The 20,718-nt window shown below is 72.6% G+C and carries 22 protein-coding genes; 9 read left to right on the top strand and 13 right to left on the bottom strand.

Going from position 1 to position 20,718, the window contains the following annotated elements:
- The 7 genes from MFF61_RS04515 to MFF61_RS04545 all read right to left on the bottom strand — a co-directional run.
- A partial coding sequence (locus MFF61_RS04515) for a molybdopterin-dependent oxidoreductase (protein ID WP_238233870.1) occupies positions 1 to 720 on the bottom strand: 720 nt, incomplete at its 3' end.
- 174 nt (positions 721 to 894) lie between these two features.
- Positions 895 to 1,653: a hypothetical protein gene (locus MFF61_RS04520; RefSeq protein WP_238233871.1), complete on the bottom strand. Its 759-nt coding sequence runs from the start codon at positions 1,651 to 1,653 to the stop codon at positions 895 to 897.
- 184 nt (positions 1,654 to 1,837) lie between these two features.
- The gene (gene hydA, locus MFF61_RS04525) at positions 1,838 to 3,262 is read right to left on the bottom strand and encodes a dihydropyrimidinase (RefSeq protein ID WP_238233872.1); all 1,425 of its coding nucleotides are present in this window, start codon (positions 3,260 to 3,262) and stop codon (positions 1,838 to 1,840) included.
- A gap of 90 nt (positions 3,263 to 3,352) precedes the next feature.
- The gene (locus tag MFF61_RS04530) at positions 3,353 to 4,153 is read right to left on the bottom strand and encodes an SDR family NAD(P)-dependent oxidoreductase (RefSeq protein ID WP_238233874.1); all 801 of its coding nucleotides are present in this window, start codon (positions 4,151 to 4,153) and stop codon (positions 3,353 to 3,355) included.
- Complete coding sequence (locus tag MFF61_RS04535) at positions 4,150 to 5,112, bottom strand: NAD-dependent epimerase/dehydratase family protein (protein WP_238233875.1); 963 nt, start codon at positions 5,110 to 5,112, stop codon at positions 4,150 to 4,152. The genes MFF61_RS04530 and MFF61_RS04535 overlap by 4 nt, the downstream gene beginning before the upstream one ends.
- A gap of 18 nt (positions 5,113 to 5,130) precedes the next feature.
- Complete coding sequence (locus MFF61_RS04540) at positions 5,131 to 6,138, bottom strand: ABC transporter substrate-binding protein (protein ID WP_238233876.1); 1,008 nt, start codon at positions 6,136 to 6,138, stop codon at positions 5,131 to 5,133.
- 26 nt (positions 6,139 to 6,164) lie between these two features.
- Positions 6,165 to 6,929 (bottom strand): GntR family transcriptional regulator, encoded by a 765-nt coding sequence (locus MFF61_RS04545; protein WP_238233877.1) that lies wholly within the window; start codon positions 6,927 to 6,929, stop codon positions 6,165 to 6,167.
- Between the two features lie 213 nt (positions 6,930 to 7,142).
- Between MFF61_RS04545 and MFF61_RS04550 the strand changes: the two genes are divergently transcribed.
- The 4 genes from MFF61_RS04550 to MFF61_RS04565 are packed head-to-tail and all read left to right on the top strand — an operon-like array spanning position 7,143 to position 10,384.
- Positions 7,143 to 7,994 carry an ABC transporter permease gene (locus MFF61_RS04550; RefSeq protein WP_238233878.1) on the top strand — a complete coding sequence of 284 codons (852 nt, stop codon included), beginning with the start codon at positions 7,143 to 7,145 and terminating at the stop codon, positions 7,992 to 7,994.
- Positions 7,995 to 7,996: 2 nt separating this feature from the next.
- The gene (locus MFF61_RS04555) at positions 7,997 to 8,773 is read left to right on the top strand and encodes an ABC transporter ATP-binding protein (protein WP_238233879.1); all 777 of its coding nucleotides are present in this window, start codon (positions 7,997 to 7,999) and stop codon (positions 8,771 to 8,773) included.
- A 46-nt stretch (positions 8,774 to 8,819) separates the two neighbouring features.
- On the top strand, positions 8,820 to 9,620 hold the full coding sequence (locus tag MFF61_RS04560) for a maleate cis-trans isomerase family protein (protein WP_238233880.1): 801 nt from the start codon (positions 8,820 to 8,822) through the stop codon (positions 9,618 to 9,620).
- Entirely contained in the window at positions 9,617 to 10,384 is a 768-nt protein-coding gene (locus tag MFF61_RS04565) for an aspartate/glutamate racemase family protein (RefSeq protein WP_283205965.1), read from the top strand. The genes MFF61_RS04560 and MFF61_RS04565 overlap by 4 nt, the downstream gene beginning before the upstream one ends.
- 258 nt (positions 10,385 to 10,642) lie before the next feature.
- On the opposite strand, the gene MFF61_RS04570 is transcribed toward MFF61_RS04565, so the two are convergent.
- The 4 genes from MFF61_RS04570 to MFF61_RS04585 form a co-directional block, all read right to left on the bottom strand.
- Entirely contained in the window at positions 10,643 to 11,599 is a 957-nt protein-coding gene (locus MFF61_RS04570) for a threo-3-hydroxy-L-aspartate ammonia-lyase (protein WP_238233881.1), read from the bottom strand.
- The gene (locus MFF61_RS04575; RefSeq protein WP_238233883.1) at positions 11,599 to 12,372 is read right to left on the bottom strand and encodes an enoyl-CoA hydratase; all 774 of its coding nucleotides are present in this window, start codon (positions 12,370 to 12,372) and stop codon (positions 11,599 to 11,601) included. The genes MFF61_RS04570 and MFF61_RS04575 overlap by 1 nt, the downstream gene beginning before the upstream one ends.
- Positions 12,373 to 12,461: 89 nt before the next feature.
- Positions 12,462 to 13,211: a phosphatase PAP2 family protein gene (locus MFF61_RS04580; protein WP_238233884.1), complete on the bottom strand. Its 750-nt coding sequence runs from the start codon at positions 13,209 to 13,211 to the stop codon at positions 12,462 to 12,464.
- Positions 13,208 to 13,762, bottom strand: coding sequence for a 2'-5' RNA ligase family protein (locus MFF61_RS04585; protein WP_373324564.1), 555 nt, complete (start codon positions 13,760 to 13,762; stop codon positions 13,208 to 13,210). Before MFF61_RS04585 ends, MFF61_RS04580 begins: the two co-directional genes overlap by 4 nt.
- A gap of 45 nt (positions 13,763 to 13,807) precedes the next feature.
- On the opposite strand from MFF61_RS04585, the gene MFF61_RS04590 reads away from it, so the two are divergent.
- The 3 genes from MFF61_RS04590 (at position 13,808) to MFF61_RS04600 (ending at position 16,458) form a co-directional block, all read left to right on the top strand.
- Positions 13,808 to 14,752 (top strand): alginate O-acetyltransferase AlgX-related protein, encoded by a 945-nt coding sequence (locus tag MFF61_RS04590; RefSeq protein ID WP_238233885.1) that lies wholly within the window; start codon positions 13,808 to 13,810, stop codon positions 14,750 to 14,752.
- A gap of 75 nt (positions 14,753 to 14,827) precedes the next feature.
- Entirely contained in the window at positions 14,828 to 15,814 is a 987-nt protein-coding gene (locus MFF61_RS04595; RefSeq protein ID WP_238233887.1) for a glutathione S-transferase family protein, read from the top strand.
- Positions 15,811 to 16,458, top strand: a complete 648-nt coding sequence (locus MFF61_RS04600) for a VOC family protein (protein ID WP_238233889.1) — start codon at positions 15,811 to 15,813, stop codon at positions 16,456 to 16,458. Before MFF61_RS04595 ends, MFF61_RS04600 begins: the two co-directional genes overlap by 4 nt.
- A 3-nt stretch (positions 16,459 to 16,461) precedes the next feature.
- Here the strand turns inward: MFF61_RS04600 and nhaA are convergent, their stop codons facing one another.
- Together nhaA and tlpA are read right to left on the bottom strand one after the other, a co-directional pair.
- The gene (gene nhaA / locus MFF61_RS04605) at positions 16,462 to 17,661 is read right to left on the bottom strand and encodes a Na+/H+ antiporter NhaA (RefSeq protein ID WP_238233891.1); all 1,200 of its coding nucleotides are present in this window, start codon (positions 17,659 to 17,661) and stop codon (positions 16,462 to 16,464) included.
- A 187-nt stretch (positions 17,662 to 17,848) separates the two neighbouring features.
- Positions 17,849 to 18,502, bottom strand: a complete 654-nt coding sequence (gene tlpA / locus MFF61_RS04610) for a thiol:disulfide interchange protein TlpA (protein WP_238233893.1) — start codon at positions 18,500 to 18,502, stop codon at positions 17,849 to 17,851.
- Between tlpA and argH the strand changes: the two genes are divergently transcribed.
- Together argH and MFF61_RS04620 are read left to right on the top strand one after the other, a co-directional pair.
- Complete coding sequence (gene argH, locus MFF61_RS04615) at positions 18,501 to 19,892, top strand: argininosuccinate lyase (protein ID WP_238233894.1); 1,392 nt, start codon at positions 18,501 to 18,503, stop codon at positions 19,890 to 19,892. The genes tlpA and argH overlap by 2 nt on opposite strands.
- 41 nt (positions 19,893 to 19,933) lie before the next feature.
- Complete coding sequence (locus tag MFF61_RS04620) at positions 19,934 to 20,716, top strand: SDR family oxidoreductase (protein WP_238233896.1); 783 nt, start codon at positions 19,934 to 19,936, stop codon at positions 20,714 to 20,716.
- Positions 20,717 to 20,718: the final 2 nt, after the last annotated feature.

The raw sequence follows: 20,718 nt of genomic DNA on the forward strand, positions 1-20,718 counted from the left end.
CGCCTCGGCGGGATTGCCGCCCATGATGATCATGGTCTTGGCGTTGCGGATGTCGTTGTAGGAGTTGGTCTGAGCGCCGTAGCCCCAGGTATTGGCGACGCCCGCCACGGTGGTGGAGTGGCAGATGCGGGCCTGATGGTCGACGTTGTTGGTGCCCCAGAAGGCGCCGAACTTGCGCAGCAGGTAGGCGGCCTCGTTGGTGTATTTGGCCGAGCCGAGCCAGTAGACCGAATCGGCGCCCGATTCCGCCCGGATGGCCAGAAGCTTGGAGCCGACCTCCTCGATCGCCTGCTCCCAGCCGATGCGGTGCCACGCGCCGCCCTGAAGCTTCATCGGGTATTTCAGGCGCCGCTCGCTGTGGACGAGTTCGCGGATGGCCGCGCCCTTGGCGCAGTGGGTGCCGCGATTGATCGGGCTCGCCCAGGACGGCTCCTGGCCGACCCAGACGCCGTTGACGACCTCTGCCGTGACCGTGCAGCCGACCGAGCAATGGGTGCAGATGTTGCGGCGGATCACCGTCTCGAGGCCGACCGCGGAGGAGCCTGCGGCCTTCGCCTCGCGCACCGCGCCGAGGCGCAGCGAGCCCGCCGCCGCGAGCCCGCCGGCCACGAGGCCGGAGCGCCGCAGGAAGCTGCGCCGATCGAGGGCGGATGCCTCGCCCGGAGGTAGGATGGCCTGACGGGGCGGCCGCGCTCCGGTGTCCCTGCGCTTGACCAGCATGAGGCCTGCTCCTCGCGAGTGGCGGCTGCCCCGGCCGGAGATCCGGTCGGCGCGCACCGGATCCGGAGCATCCCGGATCCGGCGTCGCGCGCGTTCACCCGGGTTAACGGCGCTCGCCTTTTTGCGCCGTCGCTGAGGCGGAGCGGTCCTGCCTCGCTCGCCGCCTCGGCCTCGTCACCCCGTCGATTCCATGTCGGACTCGCCGGCGGGTCCGATCGGCGGCAAGGCGCCGGTTCCGGGCGTGGCGTCCGCGTTCATGAGACGGGGATCGGCGTGCGGGCCCGCGGCGGGCATCTGCGGCCGCACCGGCGGCGCGGCGCCGAGCCGCCGCAGGGTCTCGGGCGGCGTCTCGGCCTCCGTGGCCGCGACGCTCGCGACGCTGCCGCCCTCGACCGCGTCGCGCCGCGCCCGGTCGGAGGCGATCCGCACCACCTCCGCCTCCCCGTCCGGCTCGCGGTTGATCCGGCGCTGCAGGCGGCCGGGGCGCGCCGCGTCCAGGGGATCGTCCTGCCCGAAATCCTGGCCGTTGCGGTCGGTGTAGGGATCGAAGTCCCGCAGGTTCCGACGGCCCGGGCGGCCCGCGGCCGCTCCGTTCTCCGGCGTCCCGCGGTCGCTGAGCGCCACGAGGGCCAGTTCGCCGAGCCCGAGCGCGACCAGCAGGGCACGGTCCTCCCGGCGCTCGCGGCGCATCAGCAGCCCGGCCCCGACGAAGGACAGGGCGCTCAGCGCGTCCAGCGCGAGGTGGGTGCGCATCGGCAGCACGGGCAGGAGCCCGCCCTGGTGCCGGGTCAGCAGGGTGTAGGCGAGGTGCCAGACCGGGCCGACGCCCATGATCCTCCGCGTCCCCGGTCCGCGTCCCGGCATCCGGCCGAGTGCGGCGACGAAGGCCGGGATCGCGTAGTCGCTCGCGGCGTGCAGGCGTGTGCTGATCACGTGACGCTCCCGGCATGAGGTGGACCGCTCATCAAGAGAACGCGCCGGGCGGCGGATGGCGCCCGGCCGGCGCCCCCGGCGTGACGCCACGACGCAATCCGGCTCGGATGCGCGACCCTGCGGTCGGGCGCGGCCGAGCCTCCTGGCCGAGCCTCCAGGCCGAGCCTCCACCCGCCGCAATAGGTCAGGGCCGGCGCGGCGCCGCGAAGGGCGACAGCGACCGCTTCAGGAAGCGGCCCCGGCCGGGCGCTCCCAGGATGCGGCCCTCCTCGGCCACCACCTCCCCGCGCGCGATGGTCATGACCGGCCAGCCCGTGACGCTGATCCCCTCGTAGGGCGTGTAGTCGGCGCCGTGGTGCATCAGCTCCTGGCGGATGGTCTCCTTCCGGTTCGGATCCCAGATGACGATGTCGGCGTCGAAGCCCGGCGCGATCGAGCCCTTGCCCGGATAGAGGCCGTACATCCTGGCGTGATTGGTCGAGGTCAGCGCCACGAACTCGTTGAGGGAGATCCGCCCTTCGACCACCCCCTTCGAGAACAGGATCTGGAGCCGCGTCTCGACGCCCGGGATCCCGTTCGGGACCCAGCGGAACGAGGTGCGGGCCTTCGGGTTCAGCTTGCCCTGCTCGCCCGCGTAGAAGAACGGGCAATGATCGGAGGAGAAGGTCTGGAAGACGCCCGTGCGCAGGCCTTCCCAGATCGCCTCCCAGCTCGCGTGGTCGCGCGGCGGCGGCGAGCAGACGTACTTGCCGCCGCTCTCGTCCATGTTGAGGCCCTTCAGGTCGTCGGCCGTCAGCGCGATGTATTGCGGGCAGGTCTCGCCGTAGACCTTCAGCCCCTTCTGCTGCGCCCAGCGGATCTGCTCCATCGGCTCGCGGCCCGAGACGTGCACGATCATGATCGGCACCTCGACGAGTTCGGCGTGGCTGATCGCCCGGTGGGTCGCCTCGCGCTCGACCGAGGCCGGGCGGGACACGGCGTGGTAGTAGGGCGCGGTCTTGCCGGCGCGTTCGAGTTTTTCCGTCATGAAGCGGATCGCGTCGTAGCCCTCGCAATGGACCATCACGAGCGCGCCGCATTCCCGGGCGCAGTCGAACACGTCGAGCAGCTGCCGGTCGTTCAGCACCAGGTCGTCGTAGGTCATGAAGACCTTGAACGAGGTGTAGCCGTCCGCCACCAGCGCCGGCAGTTCCTGGCCGAGCACGCTGGGCGTTGGGTCTGAGACGATGAGGTGGAAGCCGTAATCGCAGTAGCTCCTGCCGTCGGCCTGCGCGTGGTAGTCGAGGACGCTCTGCCGCAAGGGCGCGCCGCGGGGCTGGAGCGCGAAGGGCAGCACCGTCGTCGTCCCGCCGGCGATGGCCGAGCGCGTGCCGGACTCGAAGTCGTCCGCCATCTCAGGCCCGCCGAAGGCCGGCTGGGCGAGGTGGACATGGCTGTCGATGCCCCCCGGCATGACCAGCAGGCCGCCGGCGTCGATCTCCCGCGCGCCTCCCGCGAGGCTCTCGGCCACGGCGACGATCCGGCCGGCCCGGATCGCCACGTCGGCCCGGACCGTGTCGGCCGCCGTGACCACGGTGCCGCCGCGAATGACCAGATCGTAGGTGCTCATCCACCGTCTCCCTCGGACCATCGGTGCCATGCGTTTTGAGCGGATCGGCGCAGGGCCCGGCCGCGCGTGGTCCTGCGTCCGAATCGGGTCTCAGGCGGCCATCCAGCCGCCATCGACCATCAGGTTGATGCCCGTCACGAAGCTCGCCTCGCCGCTCGCCAGAAACAGGGCCGCCCGCGCGACGTCGTCGGGATGGCCCAGGCGCGGCCAGGGCGTGCGCCGCCGGGCGCGATCGAGCACCGCCTCGTCCAGCAGCCGGCCGCCCTGGCCGGTCACGATCTTGCCGGGCGCGACGGCGTTGCAGATGATCCCCTGGCCGGCGTAATCGGCCGCCACCTGGCCGGTCAGGTAGGCGACGCCGGCCTTGGCGACACCGTAGGCGAGGTCGTCAGGCGCGGCGATCATCCCGTGCTGCGACGACAGGTTGACGATGCGCCCGCGCGCCTCGTTGCGGATCTCCTGCGTGAGCATCCGGCGCGCCGCGGCCCGGCAGCAGATAAAGACGCCCTTCAGGTTCACCGCCATCACCCGGTCCCAGTCACCCTCCTCCAGCTCCGTGAGGCGGCGGGCGTGCCGGATGCAGGCGTTGTTGACGATCACGTCGAGCCGGCCGGTGAGTCGCGCGGCCTCGTCCACCAGCGCCTCGACCGCCTGCGCATCCGAGACGTCGGTCCGGCGGAAGACGGCGCTGCCGCCCTCGCGGGTGATCAGCCCGACCGTCGGCTCGCCGCCTTCGAGCACCGTCTCCGTCACGTCCGCGACCACCACATGGGCGCCGTGGCGGGCAAACAGCCGCGCGATGGCGCGCCCGATCCCCGAGGCCGCCCCCGTCACGATGCAAGTCTGGCCGGCGAGGCGGCGGTTGCCGTCGAAGGCGGGCGGCTGCGTCATGGCGATACGCTCCAGGGCTCGCGGAGGAAGTCGCGGGCGACCGCCGCGAGGTCGAATGCCGGCCGGTAGGCGGTGTCGGCCACGATCCGGGCGACGCTCATCGGCGCCCGGTCGAAGGCCTCGTAGAGGTCGACATTCGCCGCCTCGGGGCCTGAGACCGACCAGCGGAAGCCCGGACGGGCACCCGCCAAAACCGCGCACAACTCGCTCAGCGGCCACTCGAACCCCGCCGCGACGTTGTAGACGGCGTGGCTCGGCCGCCCGGCGTCGAGGAGCGCGAGCAGCCCCGCCACCGCATCCCGGATGTAGAGCCAGTCGCGCCGGCCCGGGCGCGGCAGCCGCACCGGCTCGCCCCGCGCGGCGAGGCGCAGGATCTGGTGCGGGGCGCTCAGGGTGTCGCGCAGCCCCGTGTCGCGCTCGAAGGGGCCGAAGCAGGTGCCGAGCCGCGCGGCGACGAGGTCGAGGCCGAAGGTGTCGGCGAGGCGAAGCGCCGTGGCCTCGCCGGCCTGCTTGCTGATCGCGTAGAGCGAGCGCGGCCGGAGCGGCGTCTCGTCCTCGACCAGGGCCGCCGTGCCGGCCGCGCTCTCGCCGTAGACCGCGCCGGAGCCGAGATAGAGCACCCGCCCCACGCGGTGCCGCGCGGCCGCCCGGATCGCGTCGGCCACGGCGCCGACATTGACCGCGATGACGCCCGCCGGATCGGCGCGCTCGCGGGCGGCATCGGCGGTGACCGCCGCGCCGATGACGAGGCGGTCGGGCCGGGCCTCGGCCAGGATCGGATCGAGCGCCCCCGCCTGCCGCAGGTCGGCCGCCACGAACCGGAAGGTGCCGCGCCCCTCCCGGGGTTCGGCCGGGGGCGGGGCGCGGTCGACCCCGATCACGTCCTCGCCCCGAGCGACGAGGGCGGCGGCGAGCGCCCCGCCGACGAACCCGGAGGCGCCGGTGACGAGGAGGGTCACGGTGCCGCCTCCCCCAGGCTACTTGTCGCCGAGATCGGCCGCCGGCTGCCCGGTCGCGGCCTGGAGGAAGCTGTAATCCATGTTCCTGGACACCTCCGCCGAGACGTCCTTCGAGATGTATCTCAGGTCCCGCATCATCCCGGCGATCGCCAGCGCCTGCGGCTTGTACATCCGGTAATCGGGCTTGAGGTTCTCGATCGCCCCTTCGGCGATGGCCTTGTCGAGGCCGGTCACCTTGGTGATGACGCCGACCCAGGCCTCGCGGTTCTTGCCGATGTAATCGTTGACCTTGACGATGGCGGCGACGGTCGATTCCAGGCCCTTGCGGTTGCCCTTGATCACGTCGGACCGGGTCAGCATCAGGTTGGTCAGATTGCCCGCCGACTGGTCGTACGGGTAGGTGAAGAACTTGCCCGCCTTCACCTGCCGGATCTGGGTGGCGAAGGGCTCGACCGAGCAGATCAGGTCGACCTCGCCCCGGCGCAGCGCCTGGGCATGGTCGGACGGGTTCGGAATGTTGACGAACTCGACTTCCTTGGCGAAGTCGATGCCCTGCCTGGCGAAGGCGCCGCGCATGTGGATGTCCTGCGCGTTGCCGCGGGAGGCGGCGACCTTCAGCGGCTTGCCGGCCGCCTTGCGCTCGGCGATCAGCGTCTTCAGGGCGGCCCAGTCGTTGGCCTCCACCGGCAGGTCGTTGCTCAGCACGATCTGCGAGCCGCCGTTGACCTGGCCCGAGATCGCCACGAGGTCGAAGCCCTTGTCGAGGGCGGTGGCGTAGTGGAGGTAGGTGATCTGGCCGAGATCGATGCTCTTCGAGACGAGCGCGGTGAGCACGTCGTTGCCGGTGTTGAAGGGCACGACTTCGAGGTCGATGTCCTTGGCATAGTCGGGCGTGAGCACGAGCGGGGTGCAATGGGCGCACTTGGCGAAGCCGAGCTTGATCTTCGGCCTGTCCTGGGCCGCGGCCGCCACGGTGATGAGCGGGATCAGGGCCAGACCGGCCAGCCAGCGTCGCAGAATCGTCATCAGAGTCCTCCTCGTCCGTGATGGGATCAGGCCGCGCTCGACGCCGGATCGATCCGGCCGGCCAGGCTGGTGGTGACCACAGCGGCCGTCTGGCCGACATGCTCCTGCAGGAGGCGGCCGGCCTGGAGCGGATCGCGCGCGTCGAGCGCGTCCAGAATGGCTTGGTGCTCGCGGATCGACTGCTCCCAGCGGTCCTCCAGCCCGAGGGCGAAGACGCGCACCTGATCGGCGCGCGAGAGCAGCGCGGCATGCACCTCGGCGAGCGGCACGTTGCGGGCCGCCAGCACGATGGTGCGGTGGATGGTGCGGTTGGCCGCCGCGTAGCTGTCGCGGCGCCCCGCCTCGTGCTCGCGCACGATCTCGGCCTGGAGCGCGCGCAGGCGCTCGAGGTCCGCCGCCGTGATGCGCTGGGCGGCGAGTTCGGCCGCGATGCGCTCGATCCCGGCCAGCGCCTCGAACAGTTCGCGGATCTCGGCCGCCCGCAACGGCCGCACGCACGGCGAGCGGTTCGCCCGCAGCTCGACGAGGCCCTGCTGGGCCAGAAGCTTGATCGCCTCCCGGATCGGCGTGCGCGAGATGCCGAGCATCGCCGAGAGCTCCACCTCGACCAGGGACGCGCCGGGCGCGAGGTCGCCGCGCACGATCAGGTCGCGCAGCCGTTCGGCCGCCTGCTCGTGGAGGTTCGCCCGCACGACGCGCTGACCGGCCATGATCGCGGCGTCGAGGCGCTTGCGCGGCCGGCCGCGACGGCGGGCGGCGGCGGCATCGGTCGGCGTGGGTGGGCGCTGCATGAGCGAGTCATACCGCGGTTCTCACCGCGCCGGTGCCGATATATTTCGCATTTATCGGCGTTTTTGCAGTCACTTCGCGCAAATTGCATGCAATCGCCAGAAAAGGCTTGCGCCCGGCCCCGCCCCCTCCCCAAGTGGTGCCAGGCAACGCGCCGCCCTCACCCGCGACGGCCCGGCCCGCGGGGGGCGCCACGATCTCATCCGGAGCCCATCATGCAGACGGCAAGCGAGAGGCTGCCGGCCGCGCGATACGCCGCGGCTTGGCGCCTCTGGTCGAAACTGGAGCGCGTGGTCGTCCCGGCGCTCATCCTGGCGGGCTGGGAGGCGTTTTCCCGGTCGGGTGCCCTGCCGCAGAGCCTGCTGCCGCCCCCCTCCGCGGTGCTGCATGCGCTCGGGGACTGGGTGCTGGGCCTGGACGGCAGCACGCAGGATTATTCGGGGACGTGGTTCAGGCACGCCCTGTCGAGCTCGTGGCGCGTCTTCGCCGGATTCGTGATCGCCGGCCTGTCCGGCATCCTCATCGGCACCGCCATCGGCTGGTCGCGCTCGGCCGAGAAGACGCTGGAGCCGACCCTGCAGATGCTCCGGCCGGTGCCGCCGGTCTCGTGGATCCCGCTCGCGATCATCTGGTTCGGCATCGCCGACAAGCCCGCGATCTTCCTCGTGTTCCTGGGCGCCTTCTTCCCCACCCTGATGAACACGATCCACGGGGTGAAGACGATCGACCGCAACCTCATCCGCGCCGGCGCCATGATGGGCGCCAGCGGCCGGCAGCTCCTCGTGCACATCGTCGTGCCGGCCGCCCTGCCGTCGATCTTCGCCGGCCTGCGCATCGCGATCGGCTCGGCCTGGATGCTGACGGTCACCGCCGAGATGGTCGCGGTGAAGAGCGGCGTCGGATACGTGCTGTGGGATTCCTACTATTTCCTCCGCTACGACATGGTCATCGCCGCGATGGTGTCGATCGGCCTGCTCGGCTACCTGTCCGATCTCGCGATCAAGCGGCTGATGGGCGTCGTGCTCCGCTGGCAGCGCACCACCACCGTCCAGGGCCGGGAGGGCTGAGCATGGCCGAGATCGCGATCCGCAGCATCGTCAAGACCTTCACGGACCGCACGCGGGGCCGCGAGATCACCGCGCTCGACACCGTGAGCCTGAACATCGGCGACCACGACTTCGTCTGCCTGCTCGGGCCGTCGGGCTGCGGGAAGTCGACGCTGCTCAACATGATCGCCGGCTTCGAGGCGCCGAGTTCGGGGCGGATCGAGGTCGGCGGCACCCTGGTCGAGAAGCCGGGCGCGGATCGCGGCGTGGTCTTCCAGCAGCCGACGCTGATGCCGTGGCTGACCGTGGCCGACAACGTCGCCTTCCACCTCAAGCTCAAGGGCGTCGGCCGCACCGAGCGGCGCGCGCGCGCCCAGCACTTCATCGACCTCGTGGGGCTCACGGGGTTCGAGGGACATTATCCCTCCGAACTCTCCGGCGGCATGAACCAGCGCGTCGGCATCGCCCGCGCGCTCCTGATGAACCCGCGCGTGATCCTGATGGACGAGCCCTTCGCGGCCCTCGACGCCCAGACCAAGCTGGAGATGCAGGAGGAACTCGTCGCGATCTGGCAGCGGATCCGCTGCACGATCGTGTTCGTGACGCACAGCGTCGACGAGGCGCTCGTCCTCGGCAACCGGATCGCCGTGATGACGCGCCGGCCGGGCCGGATCCGCGATTATTTCGACTTCGACATGCCGCGCCCGCGCGACATCACCTCGCCGGCCTTCAACGATGCCAAGCGGCGCGTGCTCGCGCTCATCCGCGAGGAGGCCGGATCGAGCCGCAAGGCGGCCTGACCCGCCGCTCGACACGCCCGTCCCAGGACCCGCCATGACCGTTTCCATGACGCCCGCGCCTACGACGGCGCCCGAGCCTGCGACAGCGCCCGTGCCCCTCCGGCTCGGCATGCTGACACCGTCCTCCAACACCGTGCTCGAACCCGTGCTCGCGCGGATGACGGGGCCGAGCGCACTCAGCGTCCATTACAGCCGCTTCCGCGTCACCGAGATCTCGCTCTCGCAGCAGGGGCTCGGGCAGTTCGCCCTCGACGGCATGCTGCAGGCGGCGGAGCTGCTCGCCCATGCCAAGGTCGACGTCATCGCCTGGAACGGCACCTCGGCCGGCTGGCTCGGCTTCCCGCAGGACGAGGAGCTCTGCGCCCGCATCACCGCCGCCACCGGCATCCCGGCCACGAGCTCGGTCCTGGCCTTCCGGGATGCCTTCCGGAGCCTCGGGATCGGGCGGGTCGGGCTCGTCACGCCCTACACCGCGGACGTGCAGCGGCGGATCATGGCAAACTGGGCGGAGGCCGGCTTCCCGTGCACGGCGGAGCGGCACCTGAACCTCTCCGACAACTTCTCCTTCGCCGGGACCGCCGAGACGGTGATCGCCGACATGGTCCGTCAGGTCGCGGCGGAGGGGTGCGACGCGGCGGCGATCGTGTGCACCAACATGCGCGGGGCCGCGGTCGCGCCGGGGCTCGAACGGGATCTCGGCATCCCGGTGATCGATTCGGTCGCGGTGACGCTCTGGGCGAGTCTGCGCCGGATCGGCGCCGGGACGGGCGCCTTCGCCGGGTGGGGCCGGATCTTCGCCCTCCCGACCGCCGCCCCCGCGCACCGCACCGGCAGGGCCGTCGCGTGACCGGCGCGCGCATCCTGCTCCTCAATCCGAACACCTCCGCCGAGATGACGGAGCGGATGCTGGAGGCGGGCCGGGCGGTGGCGGCGCGGGACACGGATCTGGTGCCGCTCACGGCCGTGCGCGGCGTGCCCTACATCGCGACGCGGGCCGAGGCACAGATCGGCGGCGCGATCGCCCTCGAGATGCTGGCCGAGCACCATCGCCGCGTCGACGCGGCCATCATCGCGGCCTTCGGCGATCCGGGCCTGTTCGGGGCCCGGGAGCTGTTCGACATCCCGGTCGTCGGGCTCGCCGAGGCCGCCATGCTGACCGCCTGCATGCTCGGGCGCCGGTTCGCCATCGTCAGCTTCGCCCGCGCGCTCGGCCCCTGGTACGAGGAATGCGTGGCGATGCACGGGCTCACCGGCCGCTGCGCCGGAATCCGCCTGCTCGACTCGCCCTTCCGGGAGGTGACCGCGGTGCAGGAGGAGAAGGAGGATCGTCTCGTCCGGCTGGCCAACGAGGCCGTCCAGCGGGACGAGGCCGACGTCGTGATCCTGGCCGGAGCGCCGCTGTCGGGTCTCGCCGCCAAGGTGGCCCACCGCATCCCGGTGCCGGTGGTCGATCAGGTGGCGGCCGCCGTGAAGCAGGCCGAGGCGCTCGCCGCGCTCCGGCCGCGCAAGGCGACCGAAGGCACGTTCCGACGCCCGCCCGCCAAGCGCGTGACCGGTCTGCCGGCCGCCCTCGCCGCCCGCATCACCCATGCGGACGACGTCGAGGCCTGACGCCGAGGCCGGCTCCAGGCGCAGGCGGCGCGGCCGTGGACTGCGAAGCCCCCGGAGAACAGGCCGATCCCACCGAAACCGGCATGCCGCACCGGCCGATCATCCTCCCCCGACGCCGGGAACGGCCGGCGTCGTGCGACGTCGGCTCGTGCGGTCTGCGCCCGTCGGGGCTCGATCCCCGAGTGTCGGCGAGGGAGGATCACCTATCCTGTCCGCGACCCCTGGACCGGCCCGCGTGCGGCGCCACGGCGGCCGGGCTCAGGCGGCGAGGTGGCGGGCGAGGGCGGCCGGGTCGACGTTGCCGCCCGACAGGATGATCCCGACCCGCCGGCCGGCCACCGGCACCGCGCCCGCGAAGGCGGCCGCGGCCGCGAGGCACCCGGTCGGCTCGACCACCAGCTTCATGCGCTCGATGAAGAAGCGCATCGCCGCCACGAGCTGCGCATCGGTTGCCGTGACGATGCCGGCGGCCTCCCGGCGGATGATCGGGAAGGTGTGCGCGCCGAGATGCGTGGTCAGCGCCCCGTCGGCGATCGAGACCGGGACCGGGATGCGCACGACCTCGCCCCTGGCCAGCGACATCTGGCCGTCGTTGCCCGCCTCCGGCTCGACGCCGTAGACCGCGGCCTCGGGCGAGAGGGCGCGCGCGGCCAGAAGCGAGCCCGCGAGCAGGCCTCCGCCGCCGAGGCAAACGAGGATCATGTCGAGCGGGCCGGTCTCCTCGACGAGTTCCATCACCGCGGTGCCCTGGCCGGCGATCACGTCCGGGTGGTCGTAGGGCGGGATCAGCGTCAGGCCGCGCGCCTCGGCGAGGCCGCGGCTCACCGCCTCGCGGTCCTCCGTGTAGCGGTCGTACAGGACGATCTCGGCGCCGTAGCCGCGGGTGGCCGCGACCTTGATGGCGGGCGCGTCGTGCGGCATCACGATCACGGTCGGCGCGCCCTGGAGCGCGCCCGCATAGGCGATGGCCTGGGCGTGGTTGCCCGACGAGAAGGCGATGACGCCGCGGCGGCGCTCGGCCTCCCCCAGCGCCGCGATGGCGTTGTAGGCGCCCCGGAACTTGAAGGCGCCGCCGCGCTGAAGTGCCTCGGCCTTGAAGAACAGGCGCCCGCCCGTGCGGGCATCCGCCGTGCGCGAGGTGAGCACCGGCGTGCGGTGGGCCACCCCCCGGAGGCGGCCGGCCGCCGCCTCCACGTCCGCGAAGGTGACGCTCATCAGCGGTGCTCGAAGCGCGGCTTGCGCTTCTCCAGGAAGGCGGCCATGCCCTCCTTCTGATCGGCCGTGGCGAAGAGCCCGTAGAAGACCCGGCGCTCGAAGCGCACGCCCTCGTCCAGGGTGGTCTCGAAGGCGCGGTCGACGCATTCCTTGGCCACCATGACCACCGGCAGCGACATCGCCGCGATGGTCTCGGCGGTTTTCCAGGCCTCGTCGAGGAGGTCGGCGGCCGGCACCACCCGGGCGACGAGGCCGGCGCGCTCGGCCTCGGCCGCATCCATCATCCGCCCGGTGAGGCACAGCTCCATCGCCTTCGCCTTGCCGACCGCGCGGGTGAGGCGCTGCGTCCCGCCCGCGCCGGGGATCACCCCGAGCTTGATCTCGGGCTGGCCGAACTTCGCGGTGTCGGCGGCCAGGATGAAGTCGCACATCATGGCGAGCTCGCAGCCGCCGCCGAGCGCGTAGCCGGCCACCGCGGCGATGATCGGCTTGCGCCGCCGCCCGACCCTGTCCCATTCGCCGAACGGATCGGCCATGTAGAATTCCGGGTGGGTGCGCTCGCGCATCTCGGCGATGTCCGCGCCGGCCGCGAAGGCCTTGTCCGAACCCGTGATGACGATGCAGCCGATGCCCTCGTCGCGGTCGAACCCGTCGAGCGCCGCGTTGAGTTCGGCGATCAGCGCGTTGCAGAGCGCGTTGAGCTGGGCGGGCCGGTGCAGCGTGACGAGGGCGACCCGCCCCCGCGTCTCGACCCGGATGTTCTCGTAGGCCACCGTCGATCCTCCCGATTCTGCGCCTCCTCGCTAGAAGAGGCGGCGCGGTTCGGCAAGGCGCCGGCGAGGCCTCGGCAAGGCTGCGGCGGTCAGGCGGGAGGCGGGGGGTCGGGCGCCTCGACCACGTGCTGGCGCTGGAGCTGCAGGGCGACGAACCAGCACAGCGAGGCCCAGGCCGCGCCGACGCACCAGCCGGCCAGCACGTCGCTCGGCCAGTGCACGCCGAGATAGATCCGGCTGATCCCGACGAGAAGCGTCGTGACCACGCCGAGGGTCAGCACGAAGGCCTTCACGCGCCGCCCGCGCGAGATGCGCGCGAGCAGGATCGCGAGCGTCAGGTAGGCGATGGCCGACAGCATGGCGTGGCCGCTCGGGAAGCTCGCCGTGAAGGTCTCCATCCCGTGCGGCACGAGGTCCGGCCGCGGGCGCCGGTAGAACATCTTGAGCACCGTCGAGAGCACCTCGCCGCCGCCCACCGCCACCACCACGAACAGCGCGGCGTTCCGGCGCGCCGTCATCACGAGGTAGAGCACCACGCAGGCGGTGACGTAGACGATGCCGAACACGCTGCCGAACGCCGTGATGTCCCGCATCGTCTCGGGCAGCCAGGCCGGGCCGATCGGCTGGGCGAGGTCGCCCGGGCGGCGCAGCGCCAGCAGCAGCCTCTCGTCCAGCCCCTTGGTGTCGCCCTCCGCCACCTGACCGGCGAGCGAGAAGAAGCCGAACCCGAACAGGCTCACGGCGAGCAGCGAGACGAGCGGGCCGAGCTCGTTCAGCCGCAGCCGGCGCCACAGGGCGGTGGCTTGGGGAGGTAGGGGAAGGCGGACGAGCCGGTTCATGCGCTGGCGGTTCCTGCGAACGCGAAACGCCCCCGCGCCTCCCAGGGTCCGCCGAGATAGCGCCAGAGCAGGAGGCCCGTGGCGGCGAAGCGGAACGGCACGAAGGCCTCCTGCAGCCGAGCGTGCAGCGCCCGCGCGGTTTCGGGCGCGACCTTGTTCTGGATCGTCACGTGCGGGCGGAAGCCCTGGCGGTCCTGGGGCGTGAGCCAGGGCGCGAAGGCCTGCGCGAGCCGTCCGCGCAGGGCTGCGACCGCGGGGGCGTCGAGGATGTAGGCGACCCCGCGCCCGGTGAAGCGCAGGCCCGTGACGGCGACGTCGGGCGGCGCCTGCGCCCGCACGAGGGCCGCAATCGTCTCGACGATGCCGCGCTCCTCCTCTCCCGGCAGGTGGTGGAACAGGGTGACGTGGGCCGGAATCCGGTTCAGCGCGGGCGGGAAATGCGCGCGGCGCTCTGCGTCGAAGCGCGCGGAGGCGGCCTCGTCCATCGCCAGGGTGAGGATCAGGGGATCGGGCATCCGCTGCGAGATGGGGCGGGCGCCCCGCTTGTCCATCCGGCCACGCTGTTCAGCCGGGCGGGAGGGCGTTACACGCGCCCCATGACGAAGAGAGACGGCGACCTCGTCCATGTCGGGCAGGACGGGTGGCTTTTCCTGACCGGCGGCACCAACGCCGTGCTCCGGCAGTACCGCCCATCGCTTGCCGGGGCGTGGCGCCTGCGGCGGTGGCGGCGGCTGATCGAGCGGCGCACCGCCCGGGCAGCGGGGCTCGGCATCCGCCACCTGCACGTCGTGGTGCCGGAGAAGCTGAGCATCTACGACCACAAGCTCGACGGCCTGCGCCTCGATCCCGCCCGCGCGCCCGCCCGGCGCCTCGGCGCCCTGATGGCCCGCTCCTCCGCCGCGGGCGCCTGGATCGATCTCGTCGGGCCGCTGCGGGCGGCGCGCGAGGCCGATCCGCCGCTCTACCGGCGCACCGACACCCACTGGAGCCCGGAGGGCTGCCTGCTGTGCTTCCACGCCATCATGCGGGCGCTCGGCGCCGTGCCGCCGCCGGACCTCGCCGGGCGCCCCTCCGCCTGCCACGAGTCGGTGCTCGACCTCGGGATGAAGCTCGATCCGTCGCCCCGCGAGAGCGTGCGCTTCTTCGAGTTCCGCCGGGACGCCGCCCGGGTGCAGGCCAACGCCCTCGTGGAGACGTTCGAGGCGGAAGGCCGCCTGATGGACCTGCATGTCGGGGCCAACGTGGTCTATCGCAACGAGAACCCGGCCGCCGACCCGCGCACCCTGGTGCTGTTCGGCGATTCCTGCGCGCATTTCGACACGTTCTTCCTCACCGGCCTCCTCGCCGAGAGCTTTCGCGAGGTGCATTTCGTCTGGTCGTCGAGCCTCGACTGGGACTACGTCGCCCGCGTGCGCCCGCACCTCCTGCTGGTCGAGATGGCGGAACGCTTCCTGGCGCGGCTGCCCGACGACCGCTTCGACCTCGACGCCTTCGCGCGGGCGCGCCTGGCCGCGCCGCGGGGATCCGACGCGCGGGTCTGACGGCGATCTTCCCGGGGGCTGGCCGCGCCCCACTTCTGCGCCAGGGCGCCGCTGCGGCTGCGGGAGGAGGAACCGATGGGTCTGCTCGTCGAGGGCGTGTGGCAGGACAGCTGGTACGACACCAAGGCGACCGGCGGCCGCTTCGTGCGCAAGGAGTCCGCCTTCCGCCACTGGGTGACGGCGGACGGCGCCCCCGGCCCCACCGGCCAGGGCGGCTTCCCGGCCGAGGCCGGGCGCTACCACCTCTACGTCTCCCTCGCCTGCCCGTGGGCGCACCGCACCCTGATCGTGCGCGCCCTCAAGGGGCTGGAAGGGGCGATCGGCGTCACGGTGGTCGATCCGCAGATGGGCCGGGAGGGCTGGGTGTTCGGCGACACCCCGGGCGCCGGTCCCGACACGGTGAACGGCTGCCGGCGCCTCTACGAGGTCTATCTCAAGGCCGATCCGGCCTATACCGGCCGCGTCACCGTGCCGGTGCTGTGGGACAAGCGCCGCCACACGATCGTCTCGAACGAATCGGCCGAGATCATCCGGATGCTCAACGGCGCCTTCGCGGGCGTCGGTGCGACCGGGCCGGACCTCTGCCCGGACGACCTCGTCGCCGAGATCGACGCGCTCAACGCGCTCGTCTACGACCGGGTCAACAACGGGGTCTACAAGGCGGGCTTCGCGACCGCGCAGGCGGCCTACGAGGAGGCCGTGACGGCGCTGTTCGCGGAACTCGACGCGCTCGACGCCCGCCTCGACCGCGGCCGCTACCTCTTCGGGGCGCGGCTCACCGAAGCCGACATCCGCCTGTTCACCACGCTGGTCCGCTTCGATCCGGTCTATGTCGGGCACTTCAAGTGCAACCTGCGCCGGATCGCCGACTACCCGAACCTCGCGCCCTACCTGCGCGACCTCTACCAGCACCCCGGCATCGGCCCGACGGTGAACCTCACGCATATCAAGCGGCACTATTACGAGAGCCACCCGACCATCAATCCGACCGGGATCGTGCCGGTGGGACCGATCCTCGACTACGACGCCCCGCACGGGCGCGCCGAGCGGTTCGGCCGATGACCCCGCCGCGCCTGCTCCTCGATCACGTCGCGATCGCGGCGAACTCCCTCGAGGCCGGCGTGGCCGCCGTGGAGGAGGCCCTCGGCGTCGCCTTCGGGCCGGGCGGGCAGCACCGGGAGATGGGCACGCACAACCGCCTCCTGCGCCTCGGCTCCGACCTCTTCCTCGAAGTCATCGCGATCGACCCCGCGGCACCCCCGCCCGGGCGCCCGCGCTGGTTCGCGTTCGACGCCGCCGGCACGGCGGCGCGCCTCGCGGCGCCGCGGCCCTGGACCTGGGTCATCCGCGCGGACGGCGACGCCGAAGCCGCGCGGGCGGCGCTGCCGCCGGCCCTCGGCCCCTTCGTGCGCGTCAGCCGCGGCGCCCTCGCGTGGCGCCTGACGGTGCCGGAGGACGGCGGCATGGCGCTCGACGGATACCTTCCGGCCTTGATCGCGTGGCCCGAGGGACCGCATCCGGCCGCGCGCATGGCCGAGGCCGGCTGCGGGCTGCGCCGCCTCACCGTCGTGCATCCGCAGGCCGAGCGGATCCGGGCGCCCCTCGCGGCGCTCCTCGACGCCGACCGGCGCGTCGCCGTGGAGACCGGCCCGCCGCATCTCGCGATCGAGATCGACACGCCACACGGGCCGCGGCGCCTCGGCTGAGCCTCAGGCCGGCGCCGGCACCTTGCGGGCCGCGGAGGACAGCACCAGCGCGCCGACGAGCGTCGAGAGCAGCGAGCCCGCCAGCACCCCGAGCTTGGTCTCGGCCTCCAGCACCGGCTGGCCCGCGAAGGCGAGCGCGCCGATGAACAGGCTCATGGTGAAGCCGATGCCGCACAGGAGCGCCACCCCGTAGACGTGCTGCCACGTGGCGCCCGCGGGCTTCTGCGCGAGGCCGAGCCGCACCGCGAGCCAGACGCCGCCGAACACGCCGATCTGCTTGCCGACGAAGAGGCCCGCCGCGACCCCGAGCGTGACCGGGGCGAGCAGGTCCTTCAGCCCGAGCCCGCCCACCGACACGCCCGCATTGGCGAAGCCGAAGATCGGCACGATGGCGTAGGCGACCCAGGGCTGGAGCGCGTGCTCCAGCACGTGCAGGGGCGACGCCGCGTCGTCCGGCCGTCCGGGGCTCGGGCGCAGCGGGATCGCGAGCGCAAGCAGCACGCCCGCGATCGTGGCGTGCAGGCCGGAGCGCAGCACCAGCAGCCACAGCACGAAGCCGAGGATGAGGTAGGGGCCGAGGCGGCGCAGGCCGACCTTGTTCAGCGTGATCAGCATGGCCAGGACCGCCGCGGCGAGCCCGAGCATCGGCAGCGACAGGTCGGCCGTGTAGAACACCGCGATGATCACCACGGCGCCGAGATCGTCGAGGATCGCGAGCGCCGTGAGGAAGATCTTGAGCGACACCGGCACGCGCGGCCCCACCAGCGCCAGCACGCCGAGCGCGAAGGCGATGTCGGTGGCGGCCGGGATCGCCCACCCGCGCAGGGTCGCGGGCGTGTGCCAGTTCGCCGCCGCGTAGACGAGGGCGGGCGCGATCATGCCGCCCAGTGCCGCGATGCCCGGCAGCATCCGGTCCGGCCACGTGCGCAGGTTGCCGTCGAGGATCTCGCGCTTGATCTCCAGCCCCACGAGCAGGAAGAACACCGCCATCAGGCCGTCGTTGATCCAGTGCAGCAGGCTCAACGGCCCGATCTCGACATGGAGCGCGTGGGCGTAGAGGCCGCCGAGCGGCCCGTTCGCCACGATCAGGGCCAGCACGGCGCTGGCCATCAGCACCACGCCGCCCCCGGCGCTGCTGGAGAGGAGACTGCGCAGCGCCGAGAGCGGGCGCGGCCGGCGGCGGACGGGCGGGGAAGCGATCATGCCCTGCCCCTGCCAGGAAACGTGAGCTGGTTCAACGCCGCCGCCGGCCGGATGGAACGGCCGGGGCCATGCCGCAAAGTAAGACGCATAAGGAACGCACCTCGGCATGATTGTGACGAAGCAGCGTCGCGGCTGAGCTGGGGACACAAGGATTTCGAGACTCTGCGATAGGCCGCGTCCGATCCGGTCAAGCCGCCGGCTTGCGCCCCAGCGCCGCCCGCACCAGCGCCAGCGCGTCCGCGCTCGACCATTCGGCCGGGCCCTTCATCACGCCGATCTCGCAGCCGGCGGGGTCGATGAGGAGCGTGGTCGGCAGGCCGACCACTTCGCCGCTCTTCTGCAGCACCGGCAGCACGCGGCCGGCCGGGTCGGAATAGTAGGCGAGGCGCGCAATCCCGTTCTCCTTCATCCAGGCCGGCGGCCGGTCGAGGTTGCGGGTGTCGACGTTGAGGGCGACGACCTCGAAGGCATCGCCGCCGAGCTCGCCCTGGAGCCGGTCGAGGGCCGGCATCTCGGCCTTGCAGGGCGCGCACCACGTCGCCCACAGGTTTAACAGGACCGTGCGTCCCTTGAGGTCGTCCAGGGTGCGCGGCCGGCCGTCCGGCCCCGTGAAGGTGATGGCCGGCGCGGGCTTCGGCGCCCGGTCGACCTGCAGGGCCGCCACCTCGCCGCGGGCGAGCGGCGCCACGCGGGCGGCGGTCGCGGCGGCCGCCGCGCAGGTGCCGCTGGTGCCCCCGCCGCCCGCGGCGTATAGGGCGGCCCCGAGCGCGAGCACGGCGGCGAGGGCCGCGCCCCCGACGGCGAGGCGGGCGGGCGTGGGCGTGAGACGAGGGTCGGACATGAGCAACCGGATGTGGGGCGGGCGCTTCGCGAGCGGCCCCGCCGAGATCATGGAGGAGATCAACGCCTCCATCGGCTTCGACAAGCGCCTCGCCCCCCAGGATATCCGGGGCTCGCTCGCCCACGTGGCGATGCTGGGACGGACGGGGATCCTGCCGCCGGCCGATGTGGCGGCGATCGAGGCTGGTCTCAAGACGGTGCAGGCCGAAATCGAGGCCGGCAGCTTCACGTTCGCGCGCGCCCTCGAAGACATCCACATGAACGTGGAGAGCCGGCTGCGCGAGATCGTCGGCCCGGCGGCCGGGCGGCTGCACACCGCGCGCTCGCGCAACGATCAGGTCGCCACCGACATGCGCCTGTGGGTGCGGGACACGCTGGACGCCCTGGACGCGCAGGCCGCCGACCTGCAGCGGGCGCTGGCCGAGGCGGCCCTGCGCCATGCCGGTACGGTGATGCCGGGCTTCACCCACCTGCAATCGGCCCAGCCCGTCACGTTCGGGCACCACCTCCTCGCCTACGTCGAGATGCTCGGCCGCGACCGCGGGCGCTTCCGCGACGCGCGGGCGCGCCTCAACGAATGCCCGCTCGGCGCCGCGGCGCTCGCCGGCACCTCCTTCCCGATCGACCGCCACGACACCGCCCGGGCGCTGGGCTTCGACCGTCCCACCGCCAACTCCCTCGATTCGGTCGCCGACCGCGACTTCGCCCTGGAGGCCCTCGCGGCGGCGGCGATCGCGGCGGTGCACCTCTCGCGCTTCGCCGAGGAGATCGTGATCTGGACCTCGGCCCAGTTCGGCTTCGTGCGGCTCTCCGACCGCTTCACCACCGGCTCCTCGATCATGCCGCAGAAGCGCAACCCCGACGCCGCCGAGCTGGTGCGGGCCAAGGCCGGCCGGGTGATCGGCGCGCTGTCGGGCCTGCTCATCGTGATGAAGGGCCTGCCCCTCGCCTATTCGAAGGACATGCAGGAGGACAAGGAAGGCACCTTCGACGCGCTCCAGACCCTCTCGCTCTGCCTCGCGGCGATGGCCGGGATGGTGCGCGACCTGGAGCCGGTGCCTGAGGTGCTGAAGCAGGCCGCCGGCGCCGGCTACGCCACCGCCACCGATCTCGCCGACTGGCTGGTGCGCGAACTCGGCCTGCCCTTCCGCGACGCCCACCACGTCACCGGCCGCCTCGTCGGCCTCGCCTCGGCGCGCGGCGTCGGGCTGGAGGCCCTGACGCTGCCCGAGATGCAGGCCGAGGAGCCGCGCATCACGGATGCCGTCTACGCCGTCCTCGGGGTCGAGAACTCGGTCGCGAGCCGCACCAGCTACGGCGGCACCGCCCCCGGCAACGTCCGGGCGCAGGCCGAACGCTGGCTTGAGGCCCTCGGCGGCGAGCCCGCCTGACGGATACCGACCCACACCATCACAACAAGGGAGACACCCCCATGGATCTCGGCCTGACGGGCAAGCGCGCCATCGTCCTCTCCTCCAGCCGCGGCCTCGGCCGGGGCATCGCGGAGGGGCTGGCGGCGGAGGGCGCGAACGTGCTCCTCGCCGCGCGCAGCGCCGACAAGCTCAATGCGGCGGTGGCGGCGATCAACGCCCGCGGCCAGGGCCGGGCCTTCGCGGTGGCGGGCGACCTGAAGGACAGCGTCGAGGCGATCGCGGCGGCGGCCCAGCAGCATCTCGGCGGCGTCGACATCCTGGTCGCCAACACGGGCGGTCCGCCGGCCGGCACCGCGACCAGCGTCAAGCCCGAGGCCTGGACGCCGCAATTCGACGCGATGGTGCTGCCGGTGATCCGCCTCGCCGGGCTGGTGCTGCCGGGCATGCGGCAGGGCGGGTTCGGCCGCATCCTGATCGTGGCATCCAGCGGCGTCGAGCAGCCGATCCCCAACCTCGTGATGTCGAACGCGCTGCGCGCCTCGCTCGCGGGCTGGGCGAAGACGCTGTCGGCCGAGGTCGCCGCCGAGGGCGTGACCGTCAACATGATCCTGCCGGGCCGGATCGAGACCGACCGCACCGGGGAACTCGACGCGGCGAACGCCAAGGCGCAGGGCAAGACCCCGGCCGAGATCGCCGAGGCCGCCCGCGCCGCGATCCCCGCCCGCCGCTACGGCCGGGTGCAGGAATTCGCCGACGTCGCCTGCTTCCTCGCCTCCGAGCGGGCCTCCTACGTCACCGGCAGCATGATCCGGGTCGACGGCGGCGCGGTCCGGTCGATCTGAGC

Source organism: Methylobacterium isbiliense (assembly GCF_022179325.1).
GTDB lineage: Bacteria > Pseudomonadota > Alphaproteobacteria > Rhizobiales > Beijerinckiaceae > Methylobacterium > Methylobacterium isbiliense.

Bases quoted from the DNA above. Each gene is read 5' to 3' on its own strand.
- hydA (WP_238233872.1), bottom strand. From the start codon at position 3,262: ATGAGCACCTACGATCTGGTCATTCGCGGCGGCACCGTGGTCACGGCG.
- MFF61_RS04530 (WP_238233874.1), bottom strand. From the start codon at position 4,153: ATGACGCAGCCGCCCGCCTTCGACGGCAACCGCCGCCTCGCCGGCCAG.
- MFF61_RS04540 (WP_238233876.1), bottom strand. From the start codon at position 6,138: ATGACGATTCTGCGACGCTGGCTGGCCGGTCTGGCCCTGATCCCGCTC.
- MFF61_RS04545 (WP_238233877.1), bottom strand. From the start codon at position 6,929: ATGCAGCGCCCACCCACGCCGACCGATGCCGCCGCCGCCCGCCGTCGC.
- MFF61_RS04550 (WP_238233878.1), top strand. From the start codon at position 7,143: ATGCAGACGGCAAGCGAGAGGCTGCCGGCCGCGCGATACGCCGCGGCT.
- MFF61_RS04555 (WP_238233879.1), top strand. From the start codon at position 7,997: ATGGCCGAGATCGCGATCCGCAGCATCGTCAAGACCTTCACGGACCGC.
- MFF61_RS04560 (WP_238233880.1), top strand. From the start codon at position 8,820: ATGACGCCCGCGCCTACGACGGCGCCCGAGCCTGCGACAGCGCCCGTG.
- MFF61_RS04570 (WP_238233881.1), bottom strand. From the start codon at position 11,599: ATGAGCGTCACCTTCGCGGACGTGGAGGCGGCGGCCGGCCGCCTCCGG.
- MFF61_RS04580 (WP_238233884.1), bottom strand. From the start codon at position 13,211: ATGAACCGGCTCGTCCGCCTTCCCCTACCTCCCCAAGCCACCGCCCTG.
- MFF61_RS04585 (WP_373324564.1), bottom strand. From the start codon at position 13,762: ATGGACAAGCGGGGCGCCCGCCCCATCTCGCAGCGGATGCCCGATCCC.
- MFF61_RS04590 (WP_238233885.1), top strand. From the start codon at position 13,808: ATGACGAAGAGAGACGGCGACCTCGTCCATGTCGGGCAGGACGGGTGG.
- MFF61_RS04595 (WP_238233887.1), top strand. From the start codon at position 14,828: ATGGGTCTGCTCGTCGAGGGCGTGTGGCAGGACAGCTGGTACGACACC.
- MFF61_RS04600 (WP_238233889.1), top strand. From the start codon at position 15,811: ATGACCCCGCCGCGCCTGCTCCTCGATCACGTCGCGATCGCGGCGAAC.
- nhaA (WP_238233891.1), bottom strand. From the start codon at position 17,661: ATGATCGCTTCCCCGCCCGTCCGCCGCCGGCCGCGCCCGCTCTCGGCG.
- argH (WP_238233894.1), top strand. From the start codon at position 18,501: ATGAGCAACCGGATGTGGGGCGGGCGCTTCGCGAGCGGCCCCGCCGAG.
- tlpA (WP_238233893.1), bottom strand. From the start codon at position 18,502: ATGTCCGACCCTCGTCTCACGCCCACGCCCGCCCGCCTCGCCGTCGGG.
- MFF61_RS04620 (WP_238233896.1), top strand. From the start codon at position 19,934: ATGGATCTCGGCCTGACGGGCAAGCGCGCCATCGTCCTCTCCTCCAGC.